Here is an 18,104-nt window from a genome sequence, read left to right as displayed (position 1 = left end):
GCGTGACGTGCGGCACAGCTAGCAATGTGCAGAACTGTGCAACGCACCCACCCTGTAGAGGAGCGTTGGCGGATTCGCACCCTTGACCCTGAGGTCGCTGGGCGTGACGGTATTGCAGAAGACTGCACAACACATCGAGGGAGACAGCCGTGGCACTGCAGTTCATCGGTATCGACCCGAACACCGGCGACGACGAGAGCCCTACAGTCTGGGTCGACCAAGAGAAGCAGGAACTCGTACTCCAGGGCTGGAAGCCCGCCGCCGAACTCGAAGCGGAGTGCGCAGAGTTCACCGTCCCAGGCCACGCGGTGGGCATCCCGGAGCACGAGGCCGTGATCCGTATCCCCGCCAGGATGGTGCCGATGATCAGGGAGGCGTGCGATGCCGTCGAGCGTGCCGACGTTCGCTGAACTCATCGCAGGCTGTACCCACTCGGCGGTGCACCTGGAGATGCGCGACGTCTACTCGGTCGACAAAGAGCGGCAGCAGTTCGACGCGTGGCGCCAGGGATTCCGCCACGACCCGGCGGACCGGGCGTCCTGGTGGCGGCCGTGGCTCGACATGGTCCAGGAGACCGTTGCCCGCGGCGTTGCTGTACGGCGTGCCCGGATCGTGTCCGAGCCCGTCAGCGAATACATCCGCTTCGAGCACTCCGGCACCTTCACGAACGTCGCCGCGGGCGAAGAGGTGCGGTGGCTGCCCCGTCGGCGCGCATCCGACATCCCGCTGCCGGGCAACGACTTCTGGCTCTTCGACAACCGCCTGATCCGGTGGAATCACTTCACTGGCGACGGCGGGTCTGCAGGCCAGGAGCTTTCCGACGATCCTGCCGCCGCCAAGCTGTGTGCCACCGCATTCGACGAGGTGTGGGCCAGGGCCGTCCCTCACGACCAGTACGAGATCCACTAGCAGGAAGCGCCGGTAAGCCAGCTCATGCCCGTCTCCCCATCCTCGTCCGCCCAGGCCGCGCGCGCAGCTGTCGCCGAGCGGCTGCGCGGCCTCCGCAAAGAGGCAGGACTGACGATTACCGAGCTGGCAGACCGGTGCGGCTGGCACCACTCCAAGACGTCCCGCATCGAGAACTCGATCACCGCCCCCACCACCAACGACATCCGCCAGTGGTGCGCTGCCACCGGAGCAAAGTCCCAGGCGCAGGACATCGTCGTGCAGTCGGTGAACGCCGAGTCGATGTACAGGGAGTGGCGCCATCAAACCCGCAGGGGCCTGACCGAGCTGCAGCAGAACACCGGCAAGCTCTTCCGCACCACCGACCTGTTCCGCGTGTACTCGTCCACGCTCGTCCCCGGTCTCCTGCAGACCGAGGGCTACGCGGCCGGTGTCCTCGGCGCGGCGGCCCGTTTCCGTCAGCTCCCTGACGACGACAGCACCGAAGCCGCGCGCGCCCGGGTCGAGCGCTCGCGCATCATCCACGACCCCGGCCGCCGCTTCGTCCTGCTCATCGAAGAGCCGGTTCTGTACTGCCAGATTGCCGACGTCGACGCCATGGCGGCGCAGCTCGGCTACCTCCTCACCGCTGGCGCGATCTCCACGGTGTCCCTCGGCATCATCCCGGCAGCCGCGAGCCTGCGTTCTCAGTGGCCGCGCGAGACCTTCCACGTGTACGACGACAAGCTCGTGTCCGTCGAGTTGGTCTCCGCCAGGGTGCGGATCAATCAGCCCTCCGAAATCGAGCTGTACATCCGGGCGTTCGAGGAACTCCGCAGCATGGCCGTGTACGGGGCTGAGGCGCGCGCCCTGATCCTCAAGGCCATCGAGGCGCTGCACTGATCGCGGGCATGACGAAACGCCCCCAACCACGGCCGTGGTGGCCGTGGTTGGGGGCGTCGCCGTTGGTGGTCAGGCGGGGATGAGGCTGATCTGCGCTGGCGTGACCTCCAACCGCATCCCGTGCTTGTCGAGGACCTGCTGCAGCTCGGCCGCACAGGCCTCCATGCGGGCCTGCTGCTCCTGCGCGATGAGCGCACGAGCCGCCGACAGCGGGTCTCCCGGTGCCGAGGCGGACGGGCCACCCTCGACGAGTTGCTCCGGGTCGTGATTGTGCATTGGGTCCCCTCTCAGGCCAGTCCGATCGTGGTGATTGCGCCCGACGGGCCGCGCCATTTCAGCGCCCCGCCCTCGGCGTACAGCACGCCGCCGCCCGTCGGGTTGGATGCCGGAACGGTGTTGGCGTTACCGACCGCGATGACGCCCACGCCGCCGCCCAGGGACGTGCTGTTGAGACTGAGGCTGGACACGGTCGACGAGGAACGCCGGGCCACCAGGCCGGGCCCGAGGGTGACGTTGCCGGTGGACCGAGAGATGACCACCGGGGAATCGATGTACGTCCCCGTGTCGTCGTACCGGCGGATGTGGAAGTTCGTGCCGGCGTTCGCCCCGGCCTCGGTCTCGTTCGTGGCCCGCAGGATCCACCGCTGACCGGACGTGGCCCGGTCCGAGCTGATGGACAGCAGGACGTCCTTGTTGAAGGTGTCGTTGCCGCCGACCCGCAGCACGCCGGACGAGGCGCGCACCGAGAAGTCCGCCAGGTTCGTGCGGATGTTGGTGACCGCCACACCGATGGTGCCGGGGCTGTTCTCCTGGTCTATGAACGGGATCTCAAGGCGGCCCTGCAGCGCGCCGGTTACATCCGGGACCTCGACTTCCCAGTGCCCGTGAATCGACCCGTGGTCGTTGGCCTCGTAGTGCGCGCCGGTCCAGCACCATGGCTTCGCGCTGGAGCCGGCCGTCCAGTCGCGGTTGCCGTCGTAGTTCGCTGCCGTACCGGACTGCGGTCCGTACCAGGCCGTCATGGCCTTGGCGTCCTTCCGCATCAGGAAGTTGCGGATGGTCTCCCCGAACCCGTAGGTACTGGCCCGCTGGTACGAGTACAGGGCGAGCCGGCCGGTGGAGTCGGTGCCGGTGCCGTTGTCCTCGCCGCCGCCGAACGACGAACCCAGCAGCAGGGCCGCGTTGTTCGAGCCGACGAGGTTGCCCTTGGGCAGGTCGTCGTAGGAGGCTGCGCCGGTGGTGTTGATGACGAGCGGCGCGCCCTGGACGCCCTCGATCGGGTCGGGCACCACGATGTCCGCAAGAACGACGGACGGCGCTGCCTTGGGCAGGCTGATGTATCGCACCCAGTGCGGCGCGTTGGAGAACGACGCAGTGACCGTGTACGTCCAGCCGGTTGGTGACATGCCGGTTGCGTCGGTCGCGACCAGCGTCACGGAGAAGTCGCCGTCGACGACCTGGGTTTCAGCCCTGCCGCCGAGGATGACGTCGTCCTCGCCGATCGTCACCAGGTCGGGGCCGGTGAAGATGAGCCGCCCCTGGATCGGTGTCCCATCGGGCAAGGTCAGGGGCTCTCCGGCCGTGACCGTGACGGTCTCCACGCCTGCGGGCAGAGGCATGCCGTCCTCCTCTCAGCGGGCGAACAGGGCGATCGCGCCCGTCGCGGCGCCAGCCACACCGGCGAGGACGCCGATCGTGGGCATGGGCCAGCGGGCGCGTTCGAGGGTGCGGATCCTGAGCTCGTGGTCCTGGAGATCGCCGCGGATGTCCTTCGCCTCGTCGAGGAAGCTGTCCACCTTGGACTCGATGCGGCCGACCGTCTGAGCCAGGTCCCTCACCTCCTGGTACATCTGGGCCGTACTGATGTACACCCCGGGGTCCGGCGGCGTCGTCATCTACCTGCCTCGCCCGCCTGCCGGTTGGGGACGGCGTAGGTGATGCCCCAGGCGCCGAGCACGGCGAGCACGATGGTGACGCCCTCACCGGTGGTCAGGACGCTGTCCTGTACGGCCGTGACGGCGGCGGTGGCGCCGGCCGCGAGCCCGGCGACGATGGACTTGGCGATGCTGGAGATGCGCATGGTCAGGACTCCTTGGTGTTCGCGGCGAGCAGCTGGTTGACGAGGTCGGTGAGCGCGTCGACCTTCTTCTCGACGCGGCCCAGCGCGATGTGCGGGGCACGGATCTGCGCGGCGGCAGTCCACGTCTCGTTGGTGTCGCCCTTCTGGACCGGGTGCTTCCACACCTGCTCGGCGGCGAGCTCAGCGATCTCTGCGGCAGTCACGGCCACGGGGAGTTCCTCCTTGGGCGGGGTGGGCTTGGCCGTGGCGCGGGCGACGATGCCCGGGAACACGACCGTCGTGAACTGGGTGATGCGCGCGGGCCCGGGGCAGGCGTGCGCGTTGGGGTTCCACGCGTCGAACTGCTTGTGCCAGCCGAACCCGGGATCGTCCGCCGTCCGGCACAGGCGCAACGGGATGCCGTGCGTCTGGTGCAGCCACACGCCGAGCTTGATGAGCTGCTCGACCTGCGCGTCCGTCCACGCGTCGGAGGCCGCCGTGTTCGACGCGGTCTCGATGGACACGGCGCCGGTACCGTCCGCGCGCCGGTTGGCGGCGGCGTTGGCGTCGGCGCGGGTCTCGGTGCCGATGAACTGGGCGAGGTCGCCCTCATAGCCGAGCCCGAAGTGGGATTCCAGGTTGGTGGAGTCGCGCCAGTACTCGTAGGCGCGCTTCGCCGTCCACGGCGCGGCGAGCGAGTGGACGATGAACTGCGTCGGCTTGATGGCCGGCTGGGAGTCGGACTCCGGCTGCAGTTCCATGCGTGTAGCGCCGGGATACCAGGCCATCGGGCCTCCAGACATGAGAAAGGCCCCGGCCGGCAGGCACGGGGCTGGCGGGGGTGGGGCGGGTCAGGCGTTCTCGCTGATCCAGACCGCGGTCACCCGCAGGTTCCGCCCGTTGGTCAGGTCGTCGAGGATGGAACGCAGGGTGATCTGCCCAGACGTTCCGATGGTGCATTCACCGTCGATCGTCCCGTCGCCGAAGACTTCGTTGATGACCTCCGGTGGACGCCATCCGGACGGCAGCGTGCACATGGCGGTGTCGGCGAGATTGCCGCCCGGTGTGATGGCCACCGTGGTCCCGGTGTACGTACACACCACGTGGATGGTGGTGATCCCGTTGACCTTGCGGCCGGAGAAGGAGCTCACGCTGAAGTCGGTGGCAGCCGTCAGACCGGACGAGGTCGAGTCGTCCAGCGAGTTGTCGTTGAGCCGGTCGGCCGTGACCGTCATGCCCGCGAGAAAGCGCACCGGTCCTCCTCACATCGCCACGTAGGCGGGGTTGGCCAGGCTGATGGGCTGGCCGGTCGAATGTGTCTTGCTCACGCCGTTGACGCTGCGGGTCACGGTGAAGGTCTGCGGGTTGAGCATGGCGAGGTTGTCGTAGGACACCGTGACGGGCAGCGTGTTCGTGTTCGCCGAGCCAAGGATGGAACGCGTCCCGATCGACCCGGCGGCCGTCAGGGAGGTGTCGGTGACCGAGGCCTGCCACGCCACCGGCTCCGGTCCGCCCGTGTCCCACACCTTGGCGCGCAGCGTGGAGCCGATGACCTGGAAACGGATGCGGTTGTACGTGCCGGCCGCATGCGTGTAGGGCACGGTGACCGACGCGAGGTCGGTCTGTGCGCCGGCCACCCGCTTCTGGAGGACGAGCGTGATCGTCTGGTTGGTGTTGAGGGCGGCCCGGGCGTAGTAGAGGTTGTTGGTGTCCGTGTAGCGGGCGAGCAGGCCCACGTACTCCGGGTTGCCCAATGCCAGGGCGCTGGTGGCCACGTCCACGATCACGTCGACGTCCGCCGACGGGGCTGGGATCACGGTGTGCCGTGAGGCGTTGACCGAGGTCAGACTGTGCGTGCCCACACTGCCGTTCACGGCATACTCCGAGGCCGTCCCGCCCGCGGTGGTCCACGTCCCGCCGACGGTTGCCGTCCCCCAGCCGTTCGACACGGTCCGGGTGAAGGTGTCCCGCACGGCGCTGTCGCAGGCGGTCACCCGCATGATCTCCCCGCCGGTGCGGACGTCGAAGGGGAAGTCGCTCGGGTAGGTGGGTGAGTCGACCCACCGGTACAGGCCGGTGGTGAACACGTCCACCCCGGTCTCCGAGGCGTCCAGGGCCTCCGCGAGCCGGCAGCCGCCGGTGTCGGCCTTGCTGCTGCCGACCACCAGGGCCGTCCACGGCTCGCCGGGCACGCAGTTGAAGGTGATCAGCCAGGCGTCCGGTCCGGCCTCCTCTGTGTAGCCGACCACCAGGACGTCGACGTCGTCGGGCCCGTGGTCCGCCGGCAGATCAGTCAGGCGGATCTTGTCTCCGACGTCGACGCGCAGGATGTCGTCGATCAGCGCGTAGACGCGCGCGTTGGCCAGGTTCAGCGTGATGCGGGCGTAGCGCACCCCGGCATACGTGCCCAGGTGTACCCGCATTCCGGCCACCTGGCGGGCCTGGTCGTCCGTGTGAAGGCTGTAGGTGTAGGCGCGGTCGTAGCGGCCCACCCCGCCGTCCTCAGGGGCCAGGACGGACAGCTCGCCTTCCTCCAGTACTTCCCGGGCCGGGACTGAGCCGTACTCGCGCTGCACCGTGACGTCGTTCTCGGTGAGCTTGTCGTCGTCGACGGGCTTGAAGGGCGGCGAGATGAGCCCGGCTGAGAAGTCCAGGGTGAGCCCGGGCGTCTGGTTCCACAGCGTGGACTGGCCCCGGTGGATCACCTCGGCGCCGTCGCGCCGGTCCAACAGGTAGCCAAAGTTGGTCCGGTTGGCCTCGTTCAGCAGCTCCAGAAGCTTCTTCGGCCCCTGGATGCCCATCGGCCGCTGGAACTCGCCCTCGCCGGCCACAGATGCCGTGTAGCCCGCCTCGGCGGCCAGGCGCACGATGCGGTCCCCGGCCAGCTCGCCCTGGAAGCCGGTGGCCGCGTCCCAGAACTCAGCCGCGGTGGGCCCGGTGCCGTCCCAGTAGGTGACGTAGCCGAGCTGCTGGTCGCCGCCCGGGATGCCGCCACCGGTGAGGAGAGCCCAGTTGTAGGTCACGTGGTGCAGTGCCTTGACCACGATGCTGGTCAGCGTGCCGGTGGCCTTCTGGACGCCGTCCACGTAGATCGTCCACACGGAGTCTGTGGCCCCGGGGTCGACCGAGAAGCGGACGTGGTGCATGGCCCCGTCGTAGATCCCGACGTTCGTCACCGAGGTCAGCAGCGAGGACGAGGACGAGCTGTCGCCCTTGGACACACGGAAGATCGTGATGTCGTTGTCCGGGGTGGACAGCGACAGCTGGAAGTAGACCTGCGGGTCGGCGTCGTCGCCGCGGCCGCGGTCGCGGATCTCGAACACGCCGGTGTTGCCGGGGGCCTGGCTGCGGTACAGGAAGTCCACCGACCAGGCATCCGCCGCGGACGTGCTGTTCGCCATGCCGCCCGTGATGACACCGCCGGTCTCTCCCTTGAAGGTGATGACCGGTTCCATCCAGTCGACCAGGGTCCCGCTTCCCCACGCGGGCAGGTCGGTGCCCAGGGACAGCGGAAGGGACACGGTCATCGACTGCCGCCCGAACAGGGGCCTCCCCTCGGCTGCCTCCTGGCTGTCGGTGAGCGGCCAGCAGGCCAGGGGGGAGGCGACCTTGAGGAACCTGAGCAGGGCCGAATCCTGCGGTTTGTTGCCCGCGTCCATGCGGCGCATGATCCCCGAGGGGGTGACGCTGACGTAGTTGTCGTTGAGGGAGAGGTCCCGGGTGGGCGGCCAGGCGGGCACCTCCCCGGACAGGCGGATGTGCTTGTTGCTGAAGACGGCGCTGCCCTGCTTCGTCCACGTCAGGCCCGTAGCGTCGACGAACGATGTGCCGCCCGCGACGGCCGCGCTGGTCTTCATGTTGACCTTGGTGGTGGTGCCGTCCAGCAGCTTCAGCGCGTAGACGTTGCCACGCAGCCGGTTCAGCACGCCGCCGGACGGCAGCGCGTTGAACGAGGTACCGTGCCCGATCTCCAGCGCGGCGGTGCCGGCGAACACGCTGGTGGTTCCCGTCCCGACGATGGGGTTCCCGAGCAGGTGCCATTCGGTGTCGTCAACCGTGCGCCCGGTGTAGAAGCGCAACTCGTAGCCGCCCGCCCCGTTGTTGATGTCCAAGGTCACGCGCAGCGTGAGGCGTTGGCCGTGGTACGCCTTCAGTTCCTCGGTGCACGTCTGGTTGATGCGGCTGGCCAGGGTGCCGTCCGGCGACCAGATGAGCAGGGGGAAACCGTTCTCGATCTCCAGGGCCCAGCAGTCGTTGGCGCTGGGCACGTACCGCAGGGCCAGCATCTGCGACTCGGACCAGTCCTCAAGGGCCACATCGAGGCGCAGGTCGAAGTCCCCGCTCACGTCCAGCGCGGCCGCGTCCGGAGTTTCCAGGGCGTCGCTGCCCAGCCCGCCGGCCATGACCGCCCACGGCGAGCCGACCGTGTACCCGTACCGCATCGGCGTGTTGCGGCCGATCAGGTTGTACAGGGGCGAGGTGGGGTTGCGCGGGGCGTACCGGTTGTCGCGGCTGTCCAGGTCGCATGAGCCTGCTGTCGGCTCCGCGGCCGACGAGGACTCGGAGCTGAGTCCCCGGGTGATCGTCACCGCGGACGTGGCGACCCGCATGTCGTCGGTGACGGTGCTCCAGGCGCCGCTGTAGAACAGCTCGCCCCACACCGGCGGCGGCAGGTTCGGCATGTCATCCCTCCGCGAACTTGATCACGTCACCGCCCGCTTGCGTGCGGACCATCCCTTGGAACCACTCCCGGAACCCCCGGTCGTTCCCGTTGATCTGGAGCACCAGGGGCGGTTGGCTGCGCGTCGCGCCGAGGGCGGCAGCCGCCCCTGCGAACGGGCTCAGGCCCGTGCTGATGGGGCCGGTGGGCCGGTAGGCGGCCGGGTTGATGAGGCCGCGGACGGCGTCGTCGACGACGCTCGCGTTGTCCTCGACGCCCATGGCGATACCGGCGGGGAACCAGTGGCCGATCTCGTCCGCGGCGAGCTTGGACGGGGATCCGATGTGCAGGAAGTCCTTGACCGGGTCGACGATGTTGTTGCTGGCGAAGTTGGAGATCTGCGACCACAGCCAGCCGCCGGCCGCCGAGATGCCGTCCCACAGGCCGTACACGAAGTCCAGGCCCATGTTGTAGAAGCGGTAGGCCTGCCCGCCGATGGCGTCGATCAGACGGCCGGGCAGGCCGGCCATCCACACGGTCAGGGAGACAGCCCGGTTGACGGCGGCGTCCTTCATGGACTGGAAGGCGTCCCAGGCGAGTTTCGCCACGGCGACGTGCAGCCCGATCAGGGCGTCCCACGCCCGCCCGGGCAGACCGCCCAGCCAGGTCACCATCTCCGTCAGCTTCGTGACCGCCCAGTCCTTGGCGGCCCCGAACCAGCCCGCGAACTTCCCCGGCAGTGTGCCGAACCAGCCGAACGCGTCGGACAGCCACGCCACGGTGGCAGAGAACGCGGTGGTGATGGCGCCCCACACGGTTGACCAAATGGTCTGGAACCAGGTGGTCTTCGTGGCGATGATCACGATGGCGGCGACCAGGGCGACGATGCCAACGATGATCCACGTCACCGGGGAGGCGGCGAGGGCGGCGTTCCACAGCCATTGCACGCCGGTGGCGATCGTCGTAGCCGCGGACCATGCGGTCTGCGCGGCGGTCCACACGATCATGCCGCCCTTGATCAGCATCACGGCGGCGGCGACCCCGGCGAGGGTGTAGGCGAGCGGCTCGAACACACCCGCGTTGTCCGTGGCGAACCCCACCAGGACGCCGGAGACGTCGGCCAGCTTCTGGACGGCCGTGCGCTTGAACGACTCCAGGGCGGCGGCCGGGTTGTCGCCGACGGTCTCGGCCATCTTGTCGGCGGCCCCGCCGACCTCGCCCAGCGCGGCCACGGCATTGGAGGGATCCAATGCGAAGAGGGCTTGACCAAGGTCTTCTGCCTGGGTCCCGAACAGGGCGACCGCGGCGGCCTCCCGCTCAACGGGGTCTTCGATTGCCCGCAGCTTGTCGAGCGTCAGGTCAAGGGCATCGGTCGCCGAGGCACCACCCTTGCCGATCTTCGCGGCCATGTCGCCGGCGGACAGGCCGATCGCGTCGAACCCGGCCTTAGTCGTCTCCGAGCCGTCGATCGCCCGGATAGAGAACTCCTTGATCGAGTCCGCGACGATGTCGGCGTCGCGGGCGCCCGCCTTGAGGCCCTGGGTGAGCAGGCCCGTGGCCGTCTGCCCGTCCAAGCCGAACTTGCGGAACTGGGTGCCGTACTCGCCCATCGTGTCCAGCAGGTCATCGGCCTTGTTGGCGCCGGTCTGGAATCCCCGGGTGAGGATGTCGAACGCCTCGTCGGCATCCTTGGCCAGGCCGGTTCGGATCATCTGCCCGACCGCCGCGGTGGTGGGCCCGACCTCCTGCCCGAACGTCTCCGAGAGCGCGAGGGCCTTGGTGGTGACGCCCTCCAGGCCGCCCTCGGCATCGGAGACGTCACCGATGTTCTGGTACACGCCTGTGATGGCGGCGTTCACGGTCTCAGTCGAGTCGCCCCACGCGGCCGCGTACACGGCGGCGGACACCTTGGACAGCTGCGCCGCCTCGGCAGGACCGACACCGAGCTGGGCAGCCATCTTGTCCGAGGCCGCCGACATGTCCAGCGACGCCGCCACGCCCACCCCGAGGCCGGCGGCGACGCCCGCACTGATGCCCGCGGCCGCGGTGTCGAACTTCTCGCGGACGTTTTGCAGGGTCTCGGTGGCCCGGTCGCGGGCGACCAGGTTGAACACGAGTGAGGTATCGCTCATCCCGCCCCCTGTGATCAGGGGGCGGTCAACGCCCCTGCTTCAACTTCTCGTTGGCTTCCTGCTGCGCCTTGATGTAGCCGTCCACCCAGTTCAGGTAGGCGTCCGTCTCTTCGACGGTGAGGGTGTCCCAGTCCCTGCCGACGATGCCGAGCAGGTGGGCCGCGTCACCGAGTCGCCTCATCCGGCGATCGGCAGACTCGCTTTTCCCTCCTCCTCCGGATCCTCGAAGGCTTCAGCGATCTCCTCGTCGAGCTTCTCCAGCACGGCCGCCAACTGGTCGGCGGGGACCGTCTCGACAACCTTCTCCCGCATCAGCAACAGCTCGCCCCTGGAGTGCTCCAGGGTCAGCTCATCCCACGCGAAGGCGACGTCGTCGTAGCGGGTCTTGGGGTGCTCGCGCTTCAGGAAGACGTACAGCAGCGCACGACGGCACAGGCTGTTGCCCTTGAGGACGCGGGTGGTGAACTCGGCGAAGTCGTAGCCCGTGCGGCGCTCGATGTCCTCCCGCTCGGGGGTCAGCAGTTTCTTCGGGTTGTACTTCCACCGCTGCGGCTCGTCGCTGCCCTCGGGCTTGTAGACCAGGTACACGGCTGCTCGCTTCCTATCCGGCCCGGGACGCGATGCGCCGGGCCATGTCTTCCATGGCCTGTTCAGCGGCCTGCCTGTAGATCCCCTCGCGCCCCTGGAAGGCTCGGTCGAACCACTCCAGCTTTCCGCGCTGGTGGACCCAGTTCTCCCGGTCGCCCCACACGGGGTGACGCCAGCCGGACGCGCGGTTCGTGCGCTTGGGCGCGTTGGGGAAACCCCTGATGTTCTTGGTCTTGAACGCCTTCACGCGGGCCCCGGACCAGCGGCCGCCCAGCTTGACCTCGGGCCGGATCTTCCGGGCGATCGAGGTACGCAGTGCCGGCGTCGCGCCGTGCAGCGACACCATGGCCATGATGGAGCTCTTGGCCTGCACCGCCCCGGGCTTGAGCGCCTCGCGCATGTTCTTCGCGAGGTCCTTGCGCAGGGCCTTGCCGTCCTCCTCGGCGCGGATGGCGCGCACCAGGGCGTCCAGTCCCTCGATGCTTTCTACGCCGAGGGAGAACGGCGGCCCGCCGCCGGCCATCAGGCCGTCGCTCGGGTCACGGCTCCCGAGGTGGGGAAGCCCAGCGACACGGTGGCCTCGTCGCCGACCGACCCGGTGATCGGGTTCCAGCCGTTGATCAGGATGCTCCCGGTGTACTTCGGGTTGGAGGTGCCGACCGCGGCCTGGTCGGCGCGCACCTCGAACGGCACGACCGTGCCCAGCAGCGGCCACATGATGGCGTCCAGCTGGGCGGCGGCGAAGTCCTGGAGGAACTCGCAGCCGAGCTCGGCGGACTTCAGGCCGCCGATGACTTCCTTCCAGCCCAGCGAGGTGTAGACCGTGACGTCTTTCTCCTCTACCTCGACCGCAAGTTCGGCCTTCTTGGTGAAGGCGTTCAGGACGTTGGCGTTGATCGACAGGTACTCGGCAAGCAGAACCATCTTGGGCACGGCGGGCCCCCTTTCAGGCAAGCCGGAGGGCCCGCGGACGGGCCGTTGGGGTGGTGGGTGGTGCTACTGGATGCCGAGCGTGGCGACGAACATGAACGACGGCGTGGTGCCGGAGATCGTCCAGTTCACCTTGAACCACGAGTCGGTGATGGCCGTGCCATCGGTGCGCAGGATCTGCGCGCCCATCGCTGTCGCAGCGTTGAACGTCAGCCGAGTCGTCGGCGAGGAGAACGTGTTGTCCGGGCTGGAGTTCACCACGACCGTGAGACTCGGGGTCGTCCCTGCCACGGACAGCACGTGCAGCGCGGCGTATAGCCGCTTACCTGCGGGCACGGCCCCGAGCTGCAGCCCAGACCCGTTACCGGAGGCAGTACGGGCCGTGCCGGGCGGGTGCGCGAACTGGCCGCGCACCAGAGGCCACGACGACTTCGCGCTGCCCGTCCAGGGGGCGACCTCGCCGACCTCGCCGAACAGCTTGTAGTCCGAGCGCATGGCGTTCGTCAGGTACGCCAGGCTGCCCACGGCCGCACTGTTGTTGGCGCTGATGGACCAGGGGCCCACCCCGCCCAGCTGGGACCAGGACCCGTCATCGACCTTCGACGGGTCGCCGGCCTCCCACTGCCCCTCGCCGGAGATCTCGGCCTTCGCGATGCCGCCCACGACCTCCTTGTAGCCGGAGGAGCCGTAGTTCGTGGCCGCCTTGGCTTCGACCTCGGAGGACAGCTCGATCTTGTTGGAGTTGCCGGTGAGGTCGACGGCGACCGCGAACGCGCGGACGTTGAGCAGGACGGACTTAGCCATCGTCGCCTCCCTTCGGCCGGGTCTTACGGGTGGGCTTGGGCGGGGTGTCGACGACTTCCTCGGCGACGCCGGAGGCGACCAGGTGCGCGGCCTGAGCGGTCGGCAGGTCGATCTCGTCCCCCTCGGCAGGCCACGGCTCGCCGCACAACAGGGCACCCTCGGGGGCCCCTTGCAGGATGCGCAGTCTCATCAGGTGCTCCCACTTCCGATGACCTTGATGGCGAACTCGGCGCCCAGGTACGTGGATCCCGCATGCTCGAACCAGCGGTAGCTCTGAACACGGACAACATGAAGATCGTCCGCGAGGCCACCAAGCGCGAGTTCGCCAGGCGCGCCGCGGGCCACCTCGATGGCTTGCTTCAGCGACGCCTGCCCGGCCCCTGAAACCAGCATGTCCACCAGGCGTTGCGACGCCTTGTCATCGGACCGGCTGGCCATGACGCGAGCCGTCACCATCAGCTCGTCCAGCCCACGGCCCATGACTCGGTCGTAGGTGACATCGACTTCACCCACGTAGAAACACGGCGTCGTGATGGCGTCGGGAAGGTACCCCGTACACACGAGCTTCCCGATGCCAGCGGGCAGCACGACCGCGCGGGCGGCATCGGCGATGGCCTCGCGTACCAGGGAGATCTGCACGGCAGCCTCCTATCCGAAGCCGGGAAGGATGTACGGCTCGATCAGCGCCCACACGTCAGGGTCCCGGCGGGACAGATTCCGCACGCCCCACTCGGCCGAGCCGATGATCCCCTCGGGGGAGTCCTTGCGCTTGTACAGCCGTGAGGCCTGGATCATCGCGGCTTCGGCGATGTCGTCCGGGACGGCCGGCCAGCCGAACCGGGCGGTCACCCGCAGGCGCGTTGTCGCGATGCCCCACGTTCCGAGAGGGCGCAACAGGCCGGTGATCGGCTTGCCGTCGACCAGGGCGTTGTCGGGGTTCGTCTCGTAGCCGGTGACGGCCGCCCAGGACGTGCCTGATCCGGTCTCGACGACCAGGCCGGTCGTGCTGCCGATGTCGTCGACGAGGAACAGATCGCCGTCGTCCTCACGCACGATGCGGCCGCGCGGGTTGAACGTCCGCTGCACGGCCGTCGCGTCGAGCCAGAAACGGCGGCCGGTGGTCTTGTCGATACTCCTGGACGCGGACCGGCGAGCCCGGTCCAGCAGCGCATCCCGGGTGGTGTCGTCGGCCTGGATGCCGAGCTGGACCTTCAGGTCCTCAAGGGTGACGTACTCGTTGGCCACGTCACGCCTTCTCTGTGCTCCGCGTCCGGCGGCCCTTCGGCGGCGTCGAACGCGACACGGGCGCGCTGGTCTTCTCGTCGGCTGGCGGCTCGTAGCCGCGCAGCTTCAGCTGCTCGTCGACTTGGGCGACACGGTCGTCCATGCCGCGCCCGACGTAGCCCGCGCGCTCGCGCAGCAGGGCAGCGACCATCAGGTCCTCGGTAGTCATTGGGGCTCCCCTACGTGAGTCGCTGGATGTCGATGACGTTGGACCAAGGCATCAGGACGCCGTCCCACGCCACACCCTGCGGAAGCAGTTCCACGTCGGCTCGGTTCAAGGAGCCGCTGTTTCCGCCAGAGACCAGGCCCACCTGCACTGTGCTGGTCGCCGCCCACCAGGACGGATAGGCCACTGTTTCGATGACGCACGCCATGGGCGTGTCCCTCCTCGTGGGGTGTCCGCGCGGACATCCGGCCTCCGCGCGGACACCAGGTGATCCGGCTTACAGGCCGGTGAACGTCGGCGCGATCAGCCCGGTGCCCGCGATCTTCCGGGCGTGGGCGTAGCGGGCGTGGGTGTACGCGAAGTAGCCGTACACGACCATCAGGACACCGAGGCTTGCGACCTTGGTCTGCTCCGCCCGGATGTACATCGGGGCGTTCGGGTCCTCCCACAGGTGGCACTCCTGGCGGTCCACGAGGTAGATCTCGTCCTCCGTGCCGGCGCCGAGCGTCGTGGCGATGTTGTTGTCGACGATGACCGGGGTGCCGTTGGGCAGGACACCGCGCACGCCGCTGCCGTACACCGTCGCGTAGTTGGCGCCCAGGGTCTGCGCCACGATGCCCGGCTGGGTGATCACGGGCCAGGTGGACGCCATCGCGTTCTGCATCCAGTACCAGCGGCGCGAGTGCATGACCGCGATGTTGTCGCCGGTCGCCATGTCGAGCAGTGCCGCCTCGACACCCGACAGACCCTCGATGACCTTCGGGTACAGCTCCGCGACGGTCGGCGTGGCGTCGGTGTAGGCGACGGCGGTGGCCACGTTGGTCAGGCCGTTGGTGGCCTGGTTGAGCAGCGTGGAGTCCAGGGTCGTCGCGTACCGCCGGAACAGGTCGTCCAGGACCACCGGCTCGACGCCGGCGCCGCGCTCGATGGCCTGCCGGGACAGCGTCTGCTGGCCCGCGTTGGTCTGCACGGAGACGGGCAGCAGCGTGTCGTCGATGTCCGTCTCGGAGACGGCGGTGTTCTCCGACGCCTGCAGCGCCACGCTCGTCGAGGTGGTGATGCGGGAGATGTTGACCGTCATGCCCTGCGCGGGCAGGTCGTGCGGGCGGCACGAGTCCGCGAACGGGCGCCGCGCGGCCGCGGCCGGGGCGTACAGGTCGGTCAGGTACTGCGGCACGACCAGGCCGGAGAATGCGCCCGTTCCGGCCGCGCGCTCCAGCTGGTCGCCGCGCTCGACGCGCTCCTCCTGCATGTGCCGGCCGAGCCGCTCGCGCGCGTCGTAGTCGCCCATGAAGGCGGCCGCGACGTCCCGCTCGAACGCGGCGCCGCGCCGGTCCTGGTCGGGCCGGTAGGTGCGCTCCTCGGCGCCCACGCGGTGTACCCGGTCGTAGGCCGGGGCGCGGTTGGCGGCAGGGGTGTTGCGCGCGGACAGGGCGGCGATCTCGTCCTCGCGGGCCTGCTCGGCGAGCAGCTCATCGAGGGCGCCCTGGCGGCGGGTGACTTCGGCGTCGGCGGCGTCGCGGGTGGAGACCCGCGCGGTGACGGCCTCCTCGGTCAGGTCGGGGTCGGAGCGGAGCGCGACCAGCGCGTCCTGCTCCTGCTGTCGGGTGGTGATCGCCGTGTCCAGCGCGGTGCGCGCCTGGGCGATCAGTTCGGCGAGCGTCAAGGCTCGGCCCTCCTTGGTCGGTTGAGTCCAGACGCCCCGGTCCAGGACAGACGGCCACCCGAGGCATGGCGCCGGGCGGGCTCGTGCGCGCAGAGCGCAGGGCAGATATCCCGCCGGACGGCGGGAAGTTCAGGGGGTCAGCGGGCGAGCGCGATCTCAAGCAGCGCCCGGGCCCGGCTGTTCACCGGCGCGGCCGCGGGCTGCCGCAGGCTCGCGCCGGTGTGAGGGTTCGCGCCGTAGCCGACGATGGCGACGTCGCCGCGGTGGATGTCGTAGCGGTTGATGCGGTACTCGGTGTAGTCCGGGGACCACTGGCCCGCCTCGATGCGGAACGCGAACGACATCTCGTCGACCAGCCCGGAGCGCAGCTTCGGCGCGATGTACGCGACGTCGTAGTCCGCCGGGTCCAATTGCGGGGCGCGCACCGACAGGCCGTTCGCGTCCTCGGTGAGGAACAGCGTGCCGGTGGTCGTGCGGGCCAGGCGACGCAGCTGGTCGTGACCGAGGACGAGGGGCACGTCGAGGTCGGCGCGGGCGAGCGAGTCGGCACCCGCGCCCTCGGAGACGATCTCCGTGTACGGGCCGAACATGTCCCACATCTCGTAGGCCTGCTCGTACACGGTGGCGTGCCCGAGGAACTCCAGGCCGCCGCCGTCCCCGGCCTCGCGGACCTCGACGCCGGACAGCGTGGCGCGCACCGTGGCCCGGGAGCCGGTCTGCTCGGCGCACCTGCGCTGCGAGGGGCGGTCGGCGCGCTGGCGTACCTGCTGGGCTCGGGCCGCCGCGGCGGCGGCGAGCGCGGGTGTGGTCATGACGTAGCTCCCGGTACGGCGGTCGTGGGCTGGGCGGGGACGGACCGTGAGCCGAAGAGCCGGTCGAACTCACCGAGCTGGTCCTCGGTGAAGGGCGGCAGGTTGTCCAGCGCCCGGGCCTCGGACGGGGCGAGGGTCCGGTTGGTGATGCGCGCGCCGATCGTGCGGGCGCGGGCCTCGGGATCCATGCGCAGCAGCGCATCGGTGTTCAGCTTCACGAACCGCGGACCGGACACCAGCTTCCGGCTGAACGCGTCCTCGCGGCGGCCCACGGCCGGACCCAAATTCATAATCAGAAACTGAAGGTTGCGCTGCGTCATGTTGGCGTAGGTGATGCTGCTGCCCGACACGGCGGCGTCGATCAGGTCGCCCGGGCAACCGAAGAAACGGGCGATGTCACTGGCCCCGAACTGGCGGGCCTCCAGGAACGAGGACTGCGAAGCGACAGCCTGGATCGGCTTGTACTCCCAGTCCACGCCGTGCACGAACAAGCCACTGGACTCGACGGCCGCCTGGAACTGCTCCCGGGCGATACGCGCCTGCTCCTTGTCCACGGTCTTGGACGTGTTCTTCAGCTCGGCCATCGGCACGGCGCCGGCGGCGAACCAGTCGCGGGCGAACTGCTGCGCGGACAGCGTCTCTTCGATCGTCCACGCGGCATAGGCGACGGGGGACAGACCGAGGGGGAAACCGGCGACGGTGTACTGCTTCTCGTGCCAGACCTCCCACGGCTCGTACTCCTTGCCGTTGATGATGAACTTCGTGATCGTCGGCCCGTTCCCGCGGATCGTGACCGCCCCCAGCTCGACGAGGTCGATCCGCCCGGGCAGGCCGCGCCCGTCCGGCCCGATGACCCCGGACCGTTCGGTGATCAGGCCGAAGCAGTTCCCGCCGCGGTCCAGGTCGAACTCGGTGGAGTACATCCACTCCTTGATGCCGACCTCCATGCCGCCGGGCGCGACCAGGACGGGAGGCTTGGGCACCTCGACCTGGATGCCGGTGACGTACCGGTAGACGTCGATCGGGAACGTGGACATCAGGTCGGCCCGCAGCCGCAGGCACGCCCACACCGCGGAGTTCCGCAGCGCCGTGTCGTTGGTGACGTGCACCCGACTGCTGCGCCGCTCGCGCGCCTGGACGAGCAGATCCTCAGCAGACGTGATCTGCGCGTCCCGGGTGAACATCCGCCTCAGCCGCGACCCGACACCCACGGTG

The 18,104-nt window shown here is 69.1% G+C and carries 24 protein-coding genes; 3 read left to right on the top strand and 21 right to left on the bottom strand.

Features of this window, described 5'->3' with window-relative positions; genetic code table 11:
• Positions 1–149: 149 nt before the first annotated feature.
• From AC5DRG_RS17320 to AC5DRG_RS17310, 3 genes are read left to right on the top strand one after another with little or no spacing between them, the layout of a single operon-like run.
• Entirely contained in the window at positions 150–410 is a 261-nt protein-coding gene (locus AC5DRG_RS17320; protein ID WP_491811418.1) for a hypothetical protein, read from the top strand.
• A complete protein-coding gene (locus AC5DRG_RS17315) occupies positions 382–909 on the top strand; it encodes a DUF6879 family protein (RefSeq protein ID WP_491811417.1) in 528 nt (175 codons plus the stop codon). The genes AC5DRG_RS17320 and AC5DRG_RS17315 overlap by 29 nt, the downstream gene beginning before the upstream one ends.
• A gap of 24 nt (positions 910–933) precedes the next feature.
• Positions 934–1,788 carry a helix-turn-helix domain-containing protein gene (locus tag AC5DRG_RS17310; protein WP_491811416.1) on the top strand — a complete coding sequence of 285 codons (855 nt, stop codon included), beginning with the start codon at positions 934–936 and terminating at the stop codon, positions 1,786–1,788.
• Positions 1,789–1,857: 69 nt separating this feature from the next.
• On the opposite strand, the gene AC5DRG_RS17305 is transcribed toward AC5DRG_RS17310, so the two are convergent.
• From AC5DRG_RS17305 to AC5DRG_RS17205, 21 genes are all read right to left on the bottom strand, one after another.
• Entirely contained in the window at positions 1,858–2,064 is a 207-nt protein-coding gene (locus AC5DRG_RS17305; protein ID WP_491811415.1) for a hypothetical protein, read from the bottom strand.
• An 11-nt stretch (positions 2,065–2,075) separates the two neighbouring features.
• Positions 2,076–3,407 (bottom strand): hypothetical protein, encoded by a 1,332-nt coding sequence (locus tag AC5DRG_RS17300; RefSeq protein WP_491811414.1) that lies wholly within the window; start codon positions 3,405–3,407, stop codon positions 2,076–2,078.
• A gap of 12 nt (positions 3,408–3,419) precedes the next feature.
• On the bottom strand, positions 3,420–3,683 hold the full coding sequence (locus AC5DRG_RS17295) for a hypothetical protein (protein WP_491811413.1): 264 nt from the start codon (positions 3,681–3,683) through the stop codon (positions 3,420–3,422).
• Positions 3,680–3,868, bottom strand: coding sequence for a hypothetical protein (locus tag AC5DRG_RS17290; RefSeq protein ID WP_491811412.1), 189 nt, complete (start codon positions 3,866–3,868; stop codon positions 3,680–3,682). Before AC5DRG_RS17290 ends, AC5DRG_RS17295 begins: the two co-directional genes overlap by 4 nt.
• Positions 3,869–3,870: 2 nt before the next feature.
• The gene (locus AC5DRG_RS17285) at positions 3,871–4,608 is read right to left on the bottom strand and encodes a peptidoglycan recognition protein family protein (RefSeq protein ID WP_491811411.1); all 738 of its coding nucleotides are present in this window, start codon (positions 4,606–4,608) and stop codon (positions 3,871–3,873) included.
• A gap of 90 nt (positions 4,609–4,698) precedes the next feature.
• The gene (locus AC5DRG_RS17280; protein WP_491811410.1) at positions 4,699–5,100 is read right to left on the bottom strand and encodes a hypothetical protein; all 402 of its coding nucleotides are present in this window, start codon (positions 5,098–5,100) and stop codon (positions 4,699–4,701) included.
• 9 nt (positions 5,101–5,109) lie between these two features.
• Complete coding sequence (locus AC5DRG_RS17275) at positions 5,110–8,529, bottom strand: hypothetical protein (RefSeq protein ID WP_491811409.1); 3,420 nt, start codon at positions 8,527–8,529, stop codon at positions 5,110–5,112.
• A 1-nt stretch (position 8,530) separates the two neighbouring features.
• Positions 8,531–10,639, bottom strand: a complete 2,109-nt coding sequence (locus AC5DRG_RS17270; RefSeq protein ID WP_491811408.1) for a phage tail tape measure protein — start codon at positions 10,637–10,639, stop codon at positions 8,531–8,533.
• A gap of 25 nt (positions 10,640–10,664) precedes the next feature.
• Positions 10,665–10,820 carry a hypothetical protein gene (locus tag AC5DRG_RS17265; protein ID WP_491811407.1) on the bottom strand — a complete coding sequence of 52 codons (156 nt, stop codon included), beginning with the start codon at positions 10,818–10,820 and terminating at the stop codon, positions 10,665–10,667.
• On the bottom strand, positions 10,817–11,227 hold the full coding sequence (locus AC5DRG_RS17260) for a hypothetical protein (RefSeq protein WP_491811406.1): 411 nt from the start codon (positions 11,225–11,227) through the stop codon (positions 10,817–10,819). The genes AC5DRG_RS17265 and AC5DRG_RS17260 overlap by 4 nt, the downstream gene beginning before the upstream one ends.
• A 13-nt stretch (positions 11,228–11,240) precedes the next feature.
• A complete protein-coding gene (locus AC5DRG_RS17255; RefSeq protein ID WP_491811405.1) occupies positions 11,241–11,750 on the bottom strand; it encodes a hypothetical protein in 510 nt (169 codons plus the stop codon).
• Positions 11,750–12,151: a phage tail tube protein gene (locus AC5DRG_RS17250; RefSeq protein ID WP_491813064.1), complete on the bottom strand. Its 402-nt coding sequence runs from the start codon at positions 12,149–12,151 to the stop codon at positions 11,750–11,752. The genes AC5DRG_RS17255 and AC5DRG_RS17250 overlap by 1 nt, the downstream gene beginning before the upstream one ends.
• 72 nt (positions 12,152–12,223) lie before the next feature.
• Positions 12,224–12,961, bottom strand: coding sequence for a hypothetical protein (locus tag AC5DRG_RS17245; protein WP_491811404.1), 738 nt, complete (start codon positions 12,959–12,961; stop codon positions 12,224–12,226).
• Positions 12,954–13,151, bottom strand: coding sequence for a hypothetical protein (locus AC5DRG_RS17240; RefSeq protein ID WP_491811403.1), 198 nt, complete (start codon positions 13,149–13,151; stop codon positions 12,954–12,956). The genes AC5DRG_RS17245 and AC5DRG_RS17240 overlap by 8 nt, the downstream gene beginning before the upstream one ends.
• Complete coding sequence (locus AC5DRG_RS17235) at positions 13,151–13,600, bottom strand: hypothetical protein (RefSeq protein ID WP_491811402.1); 450 nt, start codon at positions 13,598–13,600, stop codon at positions 13,151–13,153. The genes AC5DRG_RS17240 and AC5DRG_RS17235 overlap by 1 nt, the downstream gene beginning before the upstream one ends.
• A 9-nt stretch (positions 13,601–13,609) precedes the next feature.
• Positions 13,610–14,206, bottom strand: a complete 597-nt coding sequence (locus tag AC5DRG_RS17230; RefSeq protein ID WP_491811401.1) for a head-tail connector protein — start codon at positions 14,204–14,206, stop codon at positions 13,610–13,612.
• 1 nt (position 14,207) lies between these two features.
• A complete protein-coding gene (locus AC5DRG_RS17225) occupies positions 14,208–14,414 on the bottom strand; it encodes a hypothetical protein (protein ID WP_491811400.1) in 207 nt (68 codons plus the stop codon).
• 10 nt (positions 14,415–14,424) lie between these two features.
• Positions 14,425–14,619, bottom strand: coding sequence for a hypothetical protein (locus tag AC5DRG_RS17220; protein ID WP_491811399.1), 195 nt, complete (start codon positions 14,617–14,619; stop codon positions 14,425–14,427).
• 69 nt (positions 14,620–14,688) lie between these two features.
• Positions 14,689–16,077, bottom strand: a complete 1,389-nt coding sequence (locus tag AC5DRG_RS17215) for a hypothetical protein (protein ID WP_491811398.1) — start codon at positions 16,075–16,077, stop codon at positions 14,689–14,691.
• Positions 16,078–16,214: 137 nt separating this feature from the next.
• Positions 16,215–16,889, bottom strand: a complete 675-nt coding sequence (locus AC5DRG_RS17210) for an HK97 family phage prohead protease (protein ID WP_491811397.1) — start codon at positions 16,887–16,889, stop codon at positions 16,215–16,217.
• Positions 16,886–18,100 carry a phage portal protein gene (locus tag AC5DRG_RS17205; protein WP_491811396.1) on the bottom strand — a complete coding sequence of 405 codons (1,215 nt, stop codon included), beginning with the start codon at positions 18,098–18,100 and terminating at the stop codon, positions 16,886–16,888. The genes AC5DRG_RS17210 and AC5DRG_RS17205 overlap by 4 nt, the downstream gene beginning before the upstream one ends.
• Positions 18,101–18,104: the final 4 nt, after the last annotated feature.

The sequence above is a fragment of the Streptomyces sp. JLBG701 genome (assembly GCF_058544905.1).
The sequence above is the reverse complement of the archived record's forward strand: the minus strand, read 5'-3'. Positions and strand labels throughout refer to the sequence as shown.